The sequence below is a fragment of the Lapillicoccus sp. genome (assembly GCF_025353065.1).
Lineage (GTDB): Bacteria > Actinomycetota > Actinomycetes > Actinomycetales > Dermatophilaceae > Lapillicoccus.
Genome location: NZ_JANXRJ010000278.1, coordinates 1 through 16,032, shown reverse-complemented (window position 1 = coordinate 16,032; position 16,032 = coordinate 1). Strand labels below are relative to the sequence as shown.

The 16,032-nt window shown below is 69.7% G+C and carries 12 protein-coding genes and 1 riboswitch; of the genes, 3 read left to right on the top strand and 9 right to left on the bottom strand.

Translation table 11 applies throughout. The annotated features are described in order from the left end of the window. Positions 1 to 261: hypothetical protein (locus tag Q0R63_RS20355; RefSeq protein ID WP_295701561.1), on the bottom strand; the 261-nt coding region annotated here is incomplete at its 3' end. Between the two features lie 1,039 nt (positions 262 to 1,300). Between Q0R63_RS20355 and Q0R63_RS20350 the strand changes: the two genes are divergently transcribed. Continuing rightward, positions 1,301 to 2,236, top strand: a complete 936-nt coding sequence (locus Q0R63_RS20350; RefSeq protein ID WP_295701559.1) for a hypothetical protein — start codon at positions 1,301 to 1,303, stop codon at positions 2,234 to 2,236. Between the two features lie 835 nt (positions 2,237 to 3,071). After that, complete coding sequence (locus Q0R63_RS20345; protein WP_295701557.1) at positions 3,072 to 4,115, top strand: hypothetical protein; 1,044 nt, start codon at positions 3,072 to 3,074, stop codon at positions 4,113 to 4,115. Positions 4,116 to 4,283: 168 nt separating this feature from the next. On the opposite strand, the gene Q0R63_RS20340 is transcribed toward Q0R63_RS20345, so the two are convergent. The 6 genes from Q0R63_RS20340 to Q0R63_RS20315 form a co-directional block, all read right to left on the bottom strand. Continuing rightward, positions 4,284 to 5,900 carry an RNA polymerase sigma factor gene (locus tag Q0R63_RS20340; RefSeq protein WP_295701555.1) on the bottom strand — a complete coding sequence of 539 codons (1,617 nt, stop codon included), beginning with the start codon at positions 5,898 to 5,900 and terminating at the stop codon, positions 4,284 to 4,286. Between the two features lie 330 nt (positions 5,901 to 6,230). Then, positions 6,231 to 6,638 (bottom strand): universal stress protein, encoded by a 408-nt coding sequence (locus Q0R63_RS20335; RefSeq protein WP_295701553.1) that lies wholly within the window; start codon positions 6,636 to 6,638, stop codon positions 6,231 to 6,233. A gap of 207 nt (positions 6,639 to 6,845) precedes the next feature. After that, positions 6,846 to 7,976 carry a homoserine O-acetyltransferase gene (locus Q0R63_RS20330; RefSeq protein ID WP_295701551.1) on the bottom strand — a complete coding sequence of 377 codons (1,131 nt, stop codon included), beginning with the start codon at positions 7,974 to 7,976 and terminating at the stop codon, positions 6,846 to 6,848. A gap of 15 nt (positions 7,977 to 7,991) precedes the next feature. Further along, positions 7,992 to 8,103, bottom strand: a riboswitch (SAM riboswitch). A gap of 55 nt (positions 8,104 to 8,158) precedes the next feature. Continuing rightward, positions 8,159 to 9,355 (bottom strand): DUF4192 domain-containing protein, encoded by a 1,197-nt coding sequence (locus Q0R63_RS20325; RefSeq protein ID WP_295701549.1) that lies wholly within the window; start codon positions 9,353 to 9,355, stop codon positions 8,159 to 8,161. Between the two features lie 167 nt (positions 9,356 to 9,522). Continuing rightward, entirely contained in the window at positions 9,523 to 9,957 is a 435-nt protein-coding gene (locus Q0R63_RS20320; protein WP_295701547.1) for a YkvA family protein, read from the bottom strand. Positions 9,958 to 10,153: 196 nt separating this feature from the next. Further along, complete coding sequence (locus Q0R63_RS20315; RefSeq protein WP_295701545.1) at positions 10,154 to 10,870, bottom strand: EcsC family protein; 717 nt, start codon at positions 10,868 to 10,870, stop codon at positions 10,154 to 10,156. Positions 10,871 to 11,103: 233 nt separating this feature from the next. Here Q0R63_RS20315 and Q0R63_RS20310 point away from each other — a divergent pair, with 233 nt between their 5' ends. After that, positions 11,104 to 12,858, top strand: coding sequence for a DNA polymerase (locus tag Q0R63_RS20310; RefSeq protein ID WP_295701543.1), 1,755 nt, complete (start codon positions 11,104 to 11,106; stop codon positions 12,856 to 12,858). A gap of 69 nt (positions 12,859 to 12,927) precedes the next feature. Here Q0R63_RS20310 and Q0R63_RS20305 read toward each other — a convergent pair whose 3' ends face one another. Then, complete coding sequence (locus Q0R63_RS20305; protein ID WP_295701541.1) at positions 12,928 to 13,935, bottom strand: PAC2 family protein; 1,008 nt, start codon at positions 13,933 to 13,935, stop codon at positions 12,928 to 12,930. 372 nt (positions 13,936 to 14,307) lie between these two features. Beyond that, a partial coding sequence (locus tag Q0R63_RS20300) for a DUF3418 domain-containing protein (RefSeq protein ID WP_295701539.1) occupies positions 14,308 to 16,032 on the bottom strand: 1,725 nt, incomplete at its 5' end.

Here is a 16,032-nt window from a genome sequence, read left to right as displayed (position 1 = left end):
CTGACCACAGCCGGCTGTGGTCAGCCCTCCGTCCCCTCGCTCGGCCCGGGTGTCAGGGCTTGGGCTCCCGCACCATGAGGTACTACCCGGCGCCCAGCACCACGACGAGACCACCGAGAACAGCAGGTTGTCGAGCCAGCGGTCCCAGCCGCGGACGATGCACTGAATGACGAAGCAGACCGGCAACCCGACGACAACGTAGACGAGGCTCAGCGCGACCCGCCTGTTGGCGCCGGCGAAGTCCCGCCATCGTGCGTACATGCGTTCACCTTCGCGACAGTCGGCTCAACGGCACCGTACAGAGCCTCCGTCCAGACAGTCGCGCAGGGTGAACGGCTGAGTGCGGTGCCGCTGAGCGGGGTTGACGTCCAGGTCAGAAGCGCTGTGGGTTGACATGCCAGGAACCCGGGGAAGCCCGCGAACACCATCGTCTCTCGTATCGCCGAGCTCGTTGGCCAGCCCCCCGGACCCGCCTCCGGATCGACGGTGTTGGTGCAGACCCTCGGCGAGGTCGTCCACAAACGGACCCGGTCCGTACAGCCCCAGACCAACGGCGAGGTCGATCGCTCAAGCGGGTTCAGCCGCACCCTGGAACAGGGTAAGCCCTAAGAGCACTCCCAGACCGTTGCAGCCGAGGGCTTCGTCGCGTTCCCCGCGCTCCTCCACCCCTATCTTCACCACCACGTCCACTGCTCACTCAAGGACGCCTTCCCAGCCAGACGCGTAACCAACCACTGTGGGCTCAACCACTCGGGACTTTCTGCTGTGCATGGGATCAATTGACAGACAGATGCTGAGCCCATGGAAAGCCCATGCGTAGCGGGCCCGGACGGAGTCGACGGCGCGGCAGCCGTGTCCCAAGGGGGCGGGTCCGCTGCGGGGAGTGCGCAGCCCCGGCGCTGGGGGCCGAGGCGCTGCTGACTTCGTACGGGGCTCGGAGGGCCACCCATTCGGCGTCAACGGGACCACCGACTCTTCGTTGTCAATGTGAGAATTAGGCCGGCGATGCCCATGGCGTCGCTCGGAGCGCCCTTTCTCGTGAAGGGCCAGTGAGCAAACGGCGCGTCGCGGACGACGGCGCCGGAGATTGCTGCGTCTATTGTCCCCCACGACTGGGATCACTAAAACCATGCCTATTGAGGAGCCGCCGACCGTTATATGTAACGACAGTCACCCCCACGCCCACCCCATCACGCGCCGAACCGTTCTCGCGGGGGTATCCGCGGTGGCGAGCGGTCTTCTTCTCAACGCCCCGTGGAGTCCACGTGCAGCCTCGGCATCGCCCGCGGGCAGTCATTCCATGGCCATGCACATTCACGGATCGTTTTCGGAACAGCACGGGTCGATGGAAGGGCACCTGCAACAGGCAACACTTACCGGCGTGAACGTGCTCTGGTGGACTGATCATGACCATCGTATGGAGCAGTGGAAATTCCGCAATGTGGTCCATTTCGACAGTCTCGCTGCGGAAGCGGGAGATGAGCAGCCGTGGACCTGGCAGCTGCGCACCACGGGGTCGCTGGCGTCTTCATCGGGCGGTATCCAGACCACCAACGTCTCCCCGAACGACACACCCGGCTCGGGGGCCTTGTCGGTGTCCGCGCGAGCCAGTACCGGCACCGCATCGTACGGATACTATGCCAATGCGCACCCCGCGGGTTGGAACTACCACGGAAACATCTTCGGCCAAACTTTGACGATCGACGTTTTCATGCCCACCGTCAACTCCGGGGACAGCTATTTGGAGGTCTTGATCGGCAGTTCCTGGCATCCGGCGAGGAATGGTCGGCCGGCAGGATGCTACTCATTGTCGTACCGGTTCGACGCGTCGGGTGCTCCCGCGTCGACGAATGCCCAGGGCGTCTTGGGTGTCGTCACCAGACCAGTGATCCCCGGGGAATGGAACACCGTTTCCCTCACTCCCTCCACTGATGTCGCTACCGTGTGGCCAGACATGCAGGCGGATGACTTCGCGTCCTTCGCTCTCACCCTCAACGCGGTGAGCGGTGGGTCCGCTGTGTGCGGGGTCTTCGACCTCCTTCGCTTCACGCGGCAGTACACCTCTGGCGACGTCCCGCTCCAACGCCAGCAGACCATGATGTCCGCCTACGCGGCCCCCTACCCCAATGTGACCCAAATGCAAGGGTTGGAGCTGTCGCTGCTCGGGACGCACCTCAACTGGTTCGGTCCGGGTGTCACTCTGCCCGATTTCACGGGAATCACCGGCAAGAACTAGAACGCCTTTCTCGTCGCCCAGGTCAACAAGATCCACGCCGCCGGTGGGGTGGCCTCCTACAACCACCCCTTCGGCTATGGCGCATTGCCGCCCAAGAGCGTTTCCGTGCAGGACTCCCTGGTGACCAGTACCGCTTCAACGCTGTTGGGCAAGAACCTCCTGGGATGCGACATCCTGGAAGTCGGGTATCCCTTGCGCAACGGCGTCGACCTCACCCACCACGCCGCATTATGGGACGTGTTTTCCGCTAACTGCCGCTTCACTACCGCGAATGGGGTCAGCGACGACCACTACGGGACGGACTGGGCGGGACAAAGGAACAACTGGACTACCTCCGTCTGGGCACCTTCCCGAAGTATGAGTGACCTCATTGACGCCTTGCGCGCGGGGCGCGCATGGACGTCCTCACTGTCGAGATTCTCCGGCTTCCTTGACCTGACGGCGGACGGTACCTGTCCCATGGGTTCGGTGTCACTATCCGGAGCGACCACACGGCAGGTCAGAGTCATCGGCCACAGGTATACCCGTCAACGGCAGCGTGGACGTGCTTCGTGGCGCTGTCGATTACCTTGGGGCTCGCAGCGCCCGAGCCGCGGTGGTAGCCAATATTTCTGCCGCCGACCTGATTGGTGGCGATTCAACACTCAGTATCGACACTCGTACTGAATGCTACGTGCGAACACGGATCAAGGACGCTTACGGCCTCGTCGTCGCCCTGTCTAACCCGGTGTGGCTCCTGCGGGACGCACCAACCACCGGGATCCCCATCGCCCGAGTCGCCTGATGGACGAGATGGCCGGGACCACCGTAAACAACTTCGAAGAAGGGGAAGAACATGCCATCAATCCGCATTCTGTTGGCTGGCGCCGGAGCATGCCTGACATTGGTTGCCGGGGCTGTCATGGCTCCGCAACAGCCGGCCCGAGCGGAGTTGCCAGACCGCTCTGCCGGCACGGTGACGTCCGGACCGTTTGCTACGGTGATGTTCACGCGGACGGAAATGACCGCGGCGGACGGCTGCGTGGCCAACGATGGCAGCATCGCTCGCCTGGATACGGTGGTGGCGCCATTCCTGGCCTCTGTCGGCATGGCTGGAACCGGCACACTCGTCACTGGCCGTACCGCCACAACGGTTGACACCTGCATGCACGCCAACTCATCGCTTACTGCATCCTGGGCGCAGGCGACGATGCTGTCCCAGGCGTACGGCTGGCACTCTGTCAGCCACACAGCGACGTATCCAGCCAATTTGAAAGGCTTGTCGCCGGCGCAGGCGCAGGCAGAGACCTGCGGTTCGGCCACCACTATCGATGCCCACGGCTTACCCGGCGGGCACGGGCTCATCGCCTATCCCGGTGGTCAACAGCTTCCCCTCGCGCTGCAAACCACCTACGCGGCCACATGCTTTGCTTGGGGCCGCCGCCACAACATTTCGGGAACCACGTCGGCGATCAAGGCCCGAACAGTGCCCTACTGGCAGCTCACCGCATCGGCCGACGGAGGGGCCTGCAACGAGCCCACGGCAACGTGTTACACCATCGCGTCCAGCACGAACCGGCACTACGTGTTGCCGGACAGCCTGATTGCGACCGTGGCCACGCTCGGGGCCGGAGAATGGTTCACGTTGCAGTCGTTCGTTCTGGTGACCGGAGCGAACCCGGCATACGTGCAATCGCCCTACCGCTGGGACTGCACCTCGCCGGACCCGCGGCTGCACTGGAGCAACGACAACGAGCGGTACTGCGACGCCGACTGGCAGGCTGTCGTCACGGCCACCGCGGCGGTTCCTGAAATAACTGTCACAGACCCACTGACCGTCGGTATCGCCTTCGGCCGACCAGCGACGCATCCGGTGACGACGAAGATGAACGGAGGATGACGGCGCGGGGTGCCCAGATCGCGGCGTTGACGGCGCGCGGCAGGGCCGGGGCGGAGCGCGCCCGCCCAAGCATGGCGTTGGACCTCATGAAAACAGTGTCCGCGCTCTGGGAGACGCTCTCCGAGAGCGCGGGCACCGCCGACATGCAGTCGACGCCGTGATTACCCGTCAGTCGAGGTAGTCGCGCAGGACCTGAGAACGGCTCGGGTGACGCAGCTTGCTCATCGTCTTGGACTCGATCTGCCGGATCCGCTCCCGGGTCACGCCGTAGACCTTCCCGATCTCGTCGAGGGTCTTCGGCTGTCCGTCGGTCAGACCGAAGCGCATCGAGACGACGCCGGCCTCGCGCTCCGAGAGGGTGTCGAGCACCGAGTGCAGCTGCTCCTGCAGAAGGGTGAAGCTCACGGCGTCGGCCGGCACGACGGCCTCGGAGTCCTCGATGAGGTCACCGAACTCGCTGTCGCCGTCCTCGCCGAGGGGGGTGTGCAACGAGATCGGCTCACGACCGTACTTCTGGACCTCGACGACCTTCTCCGGGGTCATGTCGAGCTCCTTGGCCAGCTCCTCCGGGGTGGGCTCACGCCCGAGGTCCTGGAGCATCTGGCGCTGCACGCGCGCCAGCTTGTTGATGACCTCGACCATGTGCACGGGGATGCGGATGGTGCGCGCCTGGTCGGCCATCGCCCGGGTGATGGCCTGACGGATCCACCACGTCGCATACGTCGAGAACTTGTAGCCCTTGGTGTAGTCGAACTTCTCGACCGCACGGATGAGGCCGAGGTTGCCCTCCTGGATGAGGTCGAGGAAGAGCATGCCGCGACCGGTGTAGCGCTTGGCCAGCGAGACGACGAGACGAAGGTTGGCTTCGAGGAGGTGGTTCTTCGCCTTCTTGCCGTCCTGGGCGATCCACCACAGCTCACGCTTGAGCTTCATCGCGATGTTGTCACCGGAGTTGAGGCGCTCCTCGGCAAAGAGGCCGGCCTCGATCCGCTTGGCCAGCTCGACCTCCTGTTCGGCGTTGAGGAGAGCGACCTTGCCGATCTGCTTGAGGTAGTCCTTGACCGGGTCGGCGGTCGCACCGGCGGTCACGACGGTCTGGGCCGGTGCGTCCTCCTCGTCGTCGTCGCGGATGACGAACCCGGCCGCCTCGGACTCTTCCTCGGCCGGCTTCGTGGTCTTGCGGGCGGTCCCGCCGCCCTCCTCGTCGTCGGCGTCCTCGTCGTCGTCGTCCGCCTCGACGGCGGCGGCCTCACCGTCTCCGTCGTCGTCACCGGCCTTGCCGGCAGCCTTCTTGACGGCGCCGGTGGCAGCGGCCTTCTTCGCGGCGGCCTTCTTGACGGGCGCAGGGGCGGCAGCGGCGTCGGCAACGGCAGCAGTGGTGGCGACTGCGGCCTTCTTGGTCGCCGCCTTCTTCGCAGGAGCGGCCTTCTTGACCGGCTCGCCCTCGGGCGCGACCGAGGGGGCCGCAGTCTTCTTGACGGCGGTCTTGGTGGCGGCCGTCGTCGTGCGCTTGGTCGTCGTCGTCGCGATGGCGCGCTGGGCGCTCTCCTCGTCGAGCACGACGGAGATGCCGTGCTCGTCGAGCGCCCGAAGGACGACCTTCATCCGCGCCGGGGAGATGTCCGCCGACTCGATCGCGTGCCGCAGCTGGTGGCTGTCCACGGACCCTCGGGTGGTGCCGGCGGCGAAGAGCTGCTGGAGGGCTGCGTGGGAGAACTCCTTCGGCAGTGTGGGCGCCTCGCCCTTCTCGACCTGCTGGCGACCTGGGAGGTTCGATACTGACATTGGTGCCTTTCTGTCGCGCTGGCACGCGACATCACCACCGACCGCGCCCGCGATGGTAAGAATGCTGGGAGACTGAAGATCATTCCGGACTGTGCCCACGGGTGTTCGGGTTTCTCGATTCGGCGTACCAGACCGGTGCCGACCTGACCTTTCCTAGACCCTTGCTTCGTCCGTGCTCTCTCCATTATAAAACGCTGGACCCCTCAACCGCGAAACGCCCCCGCCGGAGGCCGTGCACCGGCGCCTCGTGCGGACGGCGATCCGGGTTGATGCGGTCCCACGGGTCGGCCTTTCCCATCGAGTGCTGGACCGCTAGATCGATCGGACGGGTCAGCCCTCGGGCCCGGCCTTGACGGCCAGGACCGGGCAGGAGGCGTCGAGCAGGATCTTCTGAGCGTTGGATCCGAGGATGAGCTTGCCGACCGGGGTTCGCCGGCGCAGACCGATGACGATCGCCTCGGCGTTGAGCTCATCGGCCACGGCGATGAGGTCCTCGGCGGCATCCCCGGTCGTGGAGCTCTCCCGGATCTCGTGGGTCAGTCCGGCTGCAGCGAGCTGGCCGCTCAAGGAGCGCAGCTCCTCGTCGAAGGACGACGACGCCTCGGCATCGAACGACTTTCCCGGTCGCACGGTGTTGACCACGACGAGACCGATCCCCCGCGCGAGACACTCCTGGACGGCCCGACGCAGAGCCGCCCGCCCCTCTTTCGTCGGCACGTAGCCCACCACGATCGTCACGCTTCGCTCCTCTTCGGTCGGGCCCCAACCGGCGCACTTCCCTGGTGCGCCTGTTTTCCCACCTGAGATCCCGCCGACGAGACACTCGACCCAGACGTCGACGCGCTCGGCACCTCAGGCGCGACGCTACCCGAAATCCGGCACCCGCGATCGGATACGGGCCGCGAGGGGTCCGGCAGTCTCCCGCTGATGCGGGGCTCGTCGGACTCAGCGACCGAGCTGCTCGGCCACGATCCGTCCGACGGAGTCCACCTCGATGAGGAACCCGTCGTGGCCGAAGGGCGAGGAGATGGTGTGCTGGGTGGCCCCACGGATGCCGGCCGCGATCTCGTCACTGAGCCGCACGGGATAGAGCCGGTCGGAGTCGACCCCCACCACGGTGGTCGAGGCGGTCACCCTCGCGAGGGCCGCTGCGACGCCGCCGCGGTCCCGGCCCACGTCGTGGGAGTTCATCGCCTCGGTGAGCACGAGGTAGGAGTTGGCATCGAAGCGCCGCGAGAGCTTGCCGGCGTGGTGGTCGAGGTAACTCTCCACGGCATACCGGCCTCCGGCTCCGAGGGGCTGCTCCGTGCCCTGGGCATCACGACCGAACCGTTCGTCCAGCTCGAGGCCGCTGCGATAGGTGATGTGGGCGATCCGGCGGGCGATCCCCAGGCCGGCGTCGGGCCCGGCCGTGTGCCCGTAGTAGTCACCCCCGTGAAAGTCGGGGTCCTGACGGATCGCGAGGAGCTGGGGCTGACACCAGGCGATCTGGTCGGCCGTGGCGTGGGCCCCGGTCGCGAGCAGCACCAGACGGCTGACGCGGGAGGGGTGGGTGACCGCCCACTCCAGGGCGCGCATGCCCCCCATCGAGCCGCCGATGACGCCCGCCCAGGCCCCGACGCCGAGCGAGTCCGCCAGCCGGGCCTCCACCTCGACCTGGTCGCGGATCGTCACGAACGGGAATCTGCTGCCCCAGGGGCGGCCGCTGCTTGTCCGGGTCGACGGTCCGGTCGTGCCCTGGCAGCCGCCCAGCACGTTGCTGGCCACGACGAACCAGCGGTCGGTGTCGAGTGCCTTGCCCGGGCCGATCAGACCGTCCCACCACCCCGGCGACGCATGGCCGGGTCCCGCCGGACCGACGACGTGGCTGTCACCGGTCAGGGCGTGCTCGACCAGGACCGCGTTGTCGGCGGAAGGGCTGAGCCGGCCCCAGGTCTCGTACGAGACCCGGATCCCGGGCAGCACCCCGCCCCGCTCGAGCTCGAGGTCGCCGACGGCCAGGAACTGCCGGTCACCAACGGGGTCACCGTCACGCCACGCACCGCTCACCAGTCGAGGGTCTTCCGTGATGGTCATCCGGGGCGCTCCTGGTGCTCGGGCTTGCCCGGGCCGAACGGCCGGACCGTGTCATCACCCGGGGCACCCCGCCACGAAAGAGGGTTGCCGCCCAGCAAGCCGGGGCTGTGCGCTGGAACTCATGACCTTGCGACAAAGTATACCGAGCCCCCGCCACACGGCCAGTCCCCTGCGCCCCGTCCTCAGGCGACCCGACCGCGGGGCCTTATCGACAGATCGACCATCCGCTCGAGCAGCCGGGCCAGCCGGTAGTCCGGTTCGATCGCCAGCCCCCTTTCGAGCGCGATCCGGCTCAGCGCCCCGTCCCCGTGCCACCATGCGTGGTTGGCGAGGACCGTGAGCGGCGCCGGCGACAGCTCCAGCGGAGTATGCCGGCACAGCCGCATCAACCGCTCCGTGACCTCGGCATGGGCGGTGGCCCAGCTCAGTGCATCGACGCCATCGACACCATCGACACCATCGACGCCATCGACGCCATCGACCGACATCGGCGCCGGGAGGATCGCGAGAGCGAGATGTACGAGCGCCGGATCGAGGAGCGCGAGGTCGAGCGTCCCGGGACAGAGCCAGGCGATGACGAGGTCACGCAGGTGGACGTCGCGCAACGAGGCGGCAATGGCTACCCAGGTCTCGTCGGAACCGCCGTCCGCCGCGCGCACGTCCAGCAGCCGCGCCCAGTCGGTGAGCGCGCTCCGTCGCAGCTTTTGCAGCTCGGCGGTGCGGTCGATCCCGAGCGCCGACCGCTCGCCACGGGAGGCACTCTCATGGCGGCGGGCGAGCGCGAGTCCCGATGGGAGGAGGTCGGCGGTGCCGGGTTCGGGGCGGAGCAGCTCGTCGAGAGCGGCGCGGTTGGCGGCGGGATGGCGACCGAGCAGCACGTAGTCGGCCACGGCCGGCACCTGGGAGTGCTCGGGGACCGGCTGCCCCTCGGGTGGGCAGCACGTTCCGGTGCACTCCTTGGACCAGAAGCGCCCGTCCCGGACCACCAGCCGGTCGGTGATCTCGATGTCCTCGTCGCGCAGGACACCCGCCACCAGCGAGCTGAGGGGCTCGGACTGGTCCCGGCGGCGTTCGAAGGCGATGACGAGGGCCCGCTGCGGCGACTCACGAAGGACGGGCGGCATCAGCTCGTCGACGACCACCCAGGGGTCGACATGGTCGGGCGGCAGATCGATGCGACCCACGAAACTGATCTGCGGACCGTCGAGGCAGACGAGCACCAGGGACTCCTCGGGCTGGTAGCCGAGGTGGTAGGGCAGGGCGACGATGACGTCCCCGGGTCCGCGCAGCCGGATCCTCGCCTGCCCGCCGAGAAGGTGGGACGAGGCCGGTGGGGAGCTGCTGGGACGGGGACGACGGGGTCGACGGGGTCGTGTCATGGCTCGATCGTCGGGCCGCCGATCCGGTCCTCGCCAGAGCGGGTTTTGCCCTGTGGATCGTGGGGTTGGCGGACCACCCCCTGTGGACAACGCGGCGTCGGACCCCGCGCCGGACCCCCCGTGGGCCCGGTGAAGGGGCGGTCCGGCCCCGTCGGAGTGGGAGTGGGTCAGTCGACAACGTGGGAGGAGACCGTCGCGTCCCACGCCGAGGCGGAGGCGTCCTGCGGACCGGTTTCGCTCGATCGAGTGTCGTGGCGGGCCTGCTCCTCCCGGGCGCGCTCCCACTGCAGGAACCCCTCGGTGTCGTTGACCAGGGCGGCCACCAGCCACCCGAGGACCACCGTGTCGTCGGCGAGCCCGAAGACGCCGAGAAGCCCCTCCGGGAGGAGGTCGATGGGCGAGACGACGTAGGCGACGGCAGCGGCGAGCAGCGCGAGGTGCCCCCTGGTGAGCTGCGGGTAGTCCCCCCGCAGGGCGGCTCGCACGAGCCGAGGCACGGCATACGCCCTCTCGCGCAGGCCGGGCGAACCCGGACGGAGGGCCGAACGGACGGCAGCCGCGAGGGTGGCGAGGAGTCCGAGACGGGATCGGGAGCGGGCCATGGGGGTCCCCCTGGGGAGTGGAGAGCGACGGGTCGGGAGTGACCGGTTCAGCGTGCTGGCGCGTCGAGCACGAGCGGCGCCGGGCAATCGACGATTCGACGGTCGAACGGGTGCGACGGCTCCGTCGAAGGTCGGGCCGTGACCCAACCGTGACCTGAACGGCTCGCTCCTCGAGCTGCCCCGGAGCCGGTCGACCTCAGCCGGCGGGGGTGATCCGTCGGGGGAACTCCCTGCGGGCGTGGTCGGCGATCTTCTTGAGGAGGTAGACGTCGAGCCCGGCACCCACGGCGCCACCCACGACCGGCACCGCCTTGCCCAGCCGTGCGAAGGTCGAGCGGCCCACCTGGGACAGGAGTCGGAAGCCGATCGCCTTGTTGACGACCATGAGCGCCGGCCCGGGGAGCCGCTGCACCGCGAGGTTGGTGATGCGGTTGCCGGGGGACACGACCCCGGCCTTCTTGAGCAGGTCGTCCGAGTCGGCGCCCACGAGGGTCAGCAGCACGGCGGTGCGGATCGGCTGTTGCCGGATGTCGTATCCGCGCAGCTGCGCGATCGCGGCCGTCATCCGGGTCGCGACGAGATAGAACTCGAGCACGTTGGCGGGCAACGCGACCGGAAGGGTGACGAACCCGCCCAAGCCGGTGACGAACCCACCGGCGCCGGCGATCCCGAGGTGGTTGCGAACGATGCGGTCGATCGCTGCCTCGGCGTCCGGCGCGCCGCTGAGCGCGGAGTCGGCGACGTTCTGGGCGCCGTCGAGCGGGCCCTTGCCGTCGATGCCCGTGTCGAGGAGACGCTCCACGAGCCCGGTCGCCACACCGGCGAGCCCGCTCGGCGCCTGCTCCTGCGTGGCTCGCTCCAGGGCGCCAGTCGGCGCCGCCTTCGCCTCGTCACCGAAACCGAAGATGCCCACGAGCTGAGTCCCCTTTGCGTCGATTGCGTCCCGTCGCCGCCATCCTGTCGATGTCGATCCCCGGCACGCAACTGCGCAACGCCTGCGGCTGCCATGCTGTTCCTGCCGGGGGTTTCCCAGGCTGTTCCTGCCGGAGGCCGCGCGAGCCTCATCCGGTATGCCGCGATGCCCACCGTCCACAGGCCGCGGCACCGCCGCCGCCCTCCGTCGGTGCTGTCGGGTTGACTGTCCGGGTGCCGACCCTGCTCCCCCTCGTCGTCGCCGGCCGGCTCGGCATCGTCGGGTCCGGGCCGGGCGCGGTCGTGGGGTCCGTGAAGCGCATCGTCGACGAGGTCCGCCGTCAGGAGGCGGCCCAGCACCCCCGGTGGCTCGTGACCAGCGCCGGGGACGCTCGGGTGGCACTGCTGGCCGCGGGTGTCCGGGTCGACCGGTGCTGGGACGTCGCAGAGGTGCACCGGCTCCTCCACGGCGGTTGGACGGCCGCTCCCCCGCAGGTCTGGGCGAGCGTCGCGGGGCTCGACCCAGCCGGCATACCGACGCGCCCGAGCGGAGACCTCTTCGACTTCGTCGCGGCGCCGAGCGGTGCGCCGCAGGACCATCCCGACTCGCCGCTGCGGTCCGACGGGCACCTGCGGGTCGACGCCTTCGAGGCCTCGTGGGCCACGAGCGAGGTCCGGCTCCGAGCGCTCGCCGACCTGCTCATCGACCTCGCCGGCCGACAGGAGAAGGCGCTGGTCGCCACCGGACCCCGCGCCGTGCGCACGGCGCACTCGGAGTCGGCCGCGGCGATCCTCTGCGTCGAGCTCGAGCGCGACGGGCTCCCGGTCGACCGCGCCACCGCCGAGGAGCTCATCGAGCTCTCGGCCGGGCCGCGGCCGACGTCCGAAGCCGATGCCGCCCGGATCCGGTCCGAGCGCGACCGCGCCGTCCTCGAGCACGCCCCGGGGCGCGGGTCGACCGACCTGCGCAACCCCGTCCAGGTGCGCGAGCTGCTCGCCGCCGTCGGGGTGCAGGTGCCCAACACGCGGGCGCACGTGCTGGAGCCCTTCCGGGCCACGCACCCCGTCGTCGAGGCGCTGCTGCGCTGGCGCAAGGACGAGCGGATCGCGACGACCTACGGATACCGCTGGCTCGACGAGCACGTCGGTGCCGACGACCGACTCCGTGGTGGCTGGTCGGCGTGCGACGGCGCGGCCGGCCGGATGACCGCGCAGAACGGCCTGCACAACCTGCCCGTCCCCCTCCGCCCCGCCATCGCCGCCGCCGAGGGCTGGGTGTTCGTCCGCGCCGACCTCGGCCAGATCGAGCCGCGGGTGCTCGCCGTCGTGTCGGGCGACCGGGCCTTCGCCGAGGCGACCCGCTCCGACGACCTCTACGCCCCCGTCGCCGCGAAGCTGCGCATCGAGCGCCCGGTCGCCAAGATCGCGGTGCTCGCCGCGATGTACGGCCAGCGGTCCGGCTCGGCGGGGGAGGCCCTGAAGGACCTCGAACGCGCCTACCCCGTCGCGATGCGGCTCCTCGACGACGCGTATGCCGCCGGGCTGGCCCGCCGTCCCCTGCGCACCTTCGGCGGGCGACTCATCGCGCTCGACCGGATCCTCGGCGGCGCGCCCGAGGGCACCGACGGGACGGACGCCGCCGGGCTCGAGCCCACCGGCCCTCCGGCCGAGCGCGTCGCACCCGGGCAGGGCATCGATGCGGCCCGAGGACGGTTCGCGCGCAATGCGATCATCCAGGGCGCCGCCGCCGAGCTGTTCAAGGCCTGGGCCGCGACCGTCCGGCACGCCGTGGCACCGCTCGGCGCGCAGATCGTCCTCTGCCTCCACGACGAGCTGCTCGTGCACGCCCCGCAGCAGCACGCCGACGAGGTCGCCGCGCTCGTCGGGAGCTGCCTCGACGACAGCGCCCGGAGGTGGTCGGGCACCGACCGGGTGCGCTTCGTCGCGGACACCAGCGTCATCCGCCGGTGGTCCGAGGCCAAGGGCTGAGATACCACCAGCGACGTCCGCGTCAATGGTGTCGAGAACAGGTGTTGACGCGGACGCAAGCGCCGCTGGTCAGGCGTGGGGGCCGCCGGAGCCGGCCTCGGGCTGCTTGGGGCTCTCGGGGCTCTCGGGGCTCTCGGTGTTCTCGGTGCTCTCGGTGTCCTCGGTGGCCGTGTCGTCGGCCACGCCCTGCAGGAACGCCTCGAGCTCGGCGCCGATCTCGTCGGCGGAGGGCAGCTCCGCGATCTCGGTCGCCAGCAGGCTCGGCCGCTCGCGCCCCTCCATGAAGGTGTCGTACTGCCGCTCGAGCGCCTCGACGACCCCGGCGACCTCTTCGGAACCGGCGATCTCGCGAGCCAGCTCGGCCCGGTTGAGGCCTGCCGCGGCGGCCAGGTCGGTGGTCTTGAGGTTGAGCCCGGTGGCGCCAGAGACCGCACCGAGGCCGATCAGGGCGGCATCGGGGAACTCGGTCTGGGCGAGGTAGTGGGGCACGTGCACGGCGTAGCCGATGGCGTCCCGGCCGGACTCGCCGAGCCGCATCTCGAGCAGCGACGACAGGCTGCCGGGCACCTGCACGGCGCCGAACACGACCTGGTTGTCGGCGATCAGCCGCGGGTCTGTCGCGTGCGCCGTCACGCCCAGCGGGCGGGTGTGGGGCACGGCCATGGGGATCCCGTGGACGCTGATGGTGATGTCGACCCCGAGGATGCGGATCAGCCCGGTGACGGCCTCGACGACGCGCTCCCACTGGTAGTCCGGCTCGGCCCCGGTCAGGAGCAGGAACGGCTGGCCGTCCTTGTCGGTGAGCCGGTAGAGCAGCAGCGACGGGTCGTCGTAGCTCGTCCACCGGTCGCGGTCGAAGGTCATCATCGGACGGCGACCGCGGTAGTCGAGCAGCTGGTCGATGTCGAACGACGCGACGACGGTGTGGTCGTGGGCCTCGAGCAGGTGACTGGTCAGCACGTGCTGGGTGCGACCCGCGTCGATGAAGCCGCCGAGGGAGACCAGGAGAACCGACGCCCGCGCGGACGCCGGGTTGGTGTCTGTCTCGAAGCGGTAGAGCGCTGACGGATCCTGCACGATGGGCCTTCCGGGACGGCGGTGGCATTGGCGACGGATGCTGCCGGTCGCACCGGACCACCGGTGTTGCCGAGGGAACCAGTCTCCCTCGTTCTCGTCACAACGCCGGGGACGGCCGAAGGATTCCTGTGCTTCGGGGCCGAGACCTGACATGGTGAGCAGCGGTGCGGGCATCGACCGGACAGCGCCGTGACCGCAGTCCTGTCCTACGAAGCGCCCCTGCGATCCGCGACGGGCGACCTCGCCCGGATCGGTGTCGACGTCGGCCAGCTGGAGGAGAGCTGCACGGCGGCGAGGGGATCTCCAACTTCGACCTGACGGGTGAACACCACGGCCGTCGGGCGAAGCTCGCTCCGTCCTTCCGCCGGGGTCTCAGCCCCGCTCGACGCCGTCGATCGCCCTCTGGATCCGCTTGACCGACACCGGGTATGCCGTGCCGAGACGCTGCGCGAAGAGCGAGACCCGCAGCTCCTCGATCATCCAGGCGACGGCGACGACGTCCTCCCCCGCCCGCCGCGCCGGGCGCACGGCGTCGAGCAACGCGGCATACGCCTGCTCGACCGTGAGCACCTCGGCCATCGAGATGGCGTCGCGGGTGAGGTCGGCGGGCGCCCGCTCGAGCCGGTGGAGGATGGCGCGGAGGTAGCGGTCGAGGTCGGGGAGCCGGGCGAAGCCGGTCTCGGCGACGAACCCAGGGCGGATGAGCTCGGCCAGCTGCGCCCGGACGTCGCTGACGAGGTCCCGCAGCGCCGGCGCAACGGTCGCACCGGTCGGGCCAGTCATCCCTTCGAGGAGCCGGACGGCCCGGAGGTGCTTCGCGAGCACCGGCTCGACGAGCGCGACGACCTGGATGACTCGAGCACCGGCGTGCGAGCGCACCGCCGCCAGCGCGGCGGCGAAGTCGTCGGGCGAGCGCACCTCGTGCGGCACGTGTTCGGCCGCGAGGGAGTCGACCGCGCAGGCCAGACAGTCCTCGAGGAGGGCCGGGACGGACCCGTGCGGGTTGTGGCCGAGCGCGAGCTTCTGGGTGTTGCTCAGCCGGGAGAGCACCTGTTTCCAGGGCGGTGTCGTCCCGAGGATGAGCAGCCGCCGCACACCGACCCGGTGCTCCGCCTCGGCCTCGGCGCGGGTCGGCAGGACGCGCAGCGCCACCGCGTCGCCGGTCTCGACGAGAGCCGGGAACCCCCGGACGGTGCGCCCTCCGGCCGACGGGTTCGAGACCTCGACGGGGATCGTGCCCACCGACCAGTCACGCACCCCCTGCCGCTCCAGGGCCTGCCCGGCCTGCGCCACCTGGCGCCGCAGCTGCGGCGCCGCCGTCTCGCGCAGCGCGTCGAGGTCTCGGCCCCGGGCGATGGCCCGCCCGCGGTGGTCCTCGACGGAGAACGTCACCCGCAGGTGGTCCGGCACCCGGGTGAGGTCGAAGTCGTCCGGGCCGATGACGACGCCGTGGGTCTCTCGGAGGAGACGGGTGAGGACGCCGGTCAGCGCGCCGTCGCTCGGCCCCAGGCCGCGCTCGCGAAGCGCGCGGACCGTCGCGGCGGCGTGCTCGGGCGCCGGGACGAGCAGCCGCCGGGTCACCTTGGGGAGGGTGCGGATCAGGGCCGTGACGAGGTCCTCGCGCAGGCCGGGCACCTGCCAGTCGAAGCCGCCCGCCGTGACCCGGTTGAGCACCTCGACCGGGACGTGGACGGTGACGCCGTCGTCGGCCAGACCGGGCTCGAACTGGTAGGTGACAGCTAGCTCGACGGCATCTGGGTCACCCGGTGTGACCGGCCAGGTCGAAGGATAGGCGTCGCGGTCGACGGCGCCGGCGGAGTCCCGGACGAGCAGCTCCTCGGTGAAGGTGAGCAGGTCGGGGTGGCGACGGGACTCCTTCTTCCACCACGTGTCGAAGTGCGTCGCCGAGACGACCTCCGCGGGGATCCGCTCATCGTAGAAGGCGACGAGGGTCTCGTCGTCGACGAGGATGTCGCGCCGCCGCGTGCGCGCCTCGAGCTCCGACAACCGCTCGATCAGCGCGACGTTGTCGTGGAAGAACCGGTGCCGCGTCGTCCAGTCGCGTTCGACGAGCGCCCGCTGGATGAAGAGCTGCCG

Coding starts and splice junctions, on each gene's coding strand:
- Q0R63_RS20350 (WP_295701559.1), top strand. CDS start 1,301: ATGGCCATGCACATTCACGGATCGTTTTCGGAACAGCACGGGTCGATG.
- Q0R63_RS20345 (WP_295701557.1), top strand. CDS start 3,072: ATGCCATCAATCCGCATTCTGTTGGCTGGCGCCGGAGCATGCCTGACA.
- Q0R63_RS20340 (WP_295701555.1), bottom strand. CDS start 5,900: ATGTCAGTATCGAACCTCCCAGGTCGCCAGCAGGTCGAGAAGGGCGAG.
- Q0R63_RS20330 (WP_295701551.1), bottom strand. CDS start 7,976: ATGACCATCACGGAAGACCCTCGACTGGTGAGCGGTGCGTGGCGTGAC.
- Q0R63_RS20325 (WP_295701549.1), bottom strand. CDS start 9,355: ATGACACGACCCCGTCGACCCCGTCGTCCCCGTCCCAGCAGCTCCCCA.
- Q0R63_RS20320 (WP_295701547.1), bottom strand. CDS start 9,957: ATGGCCCGCTCCCGATCCCGTCTCGGACTCCTCGCCACCCTCGCGGCT.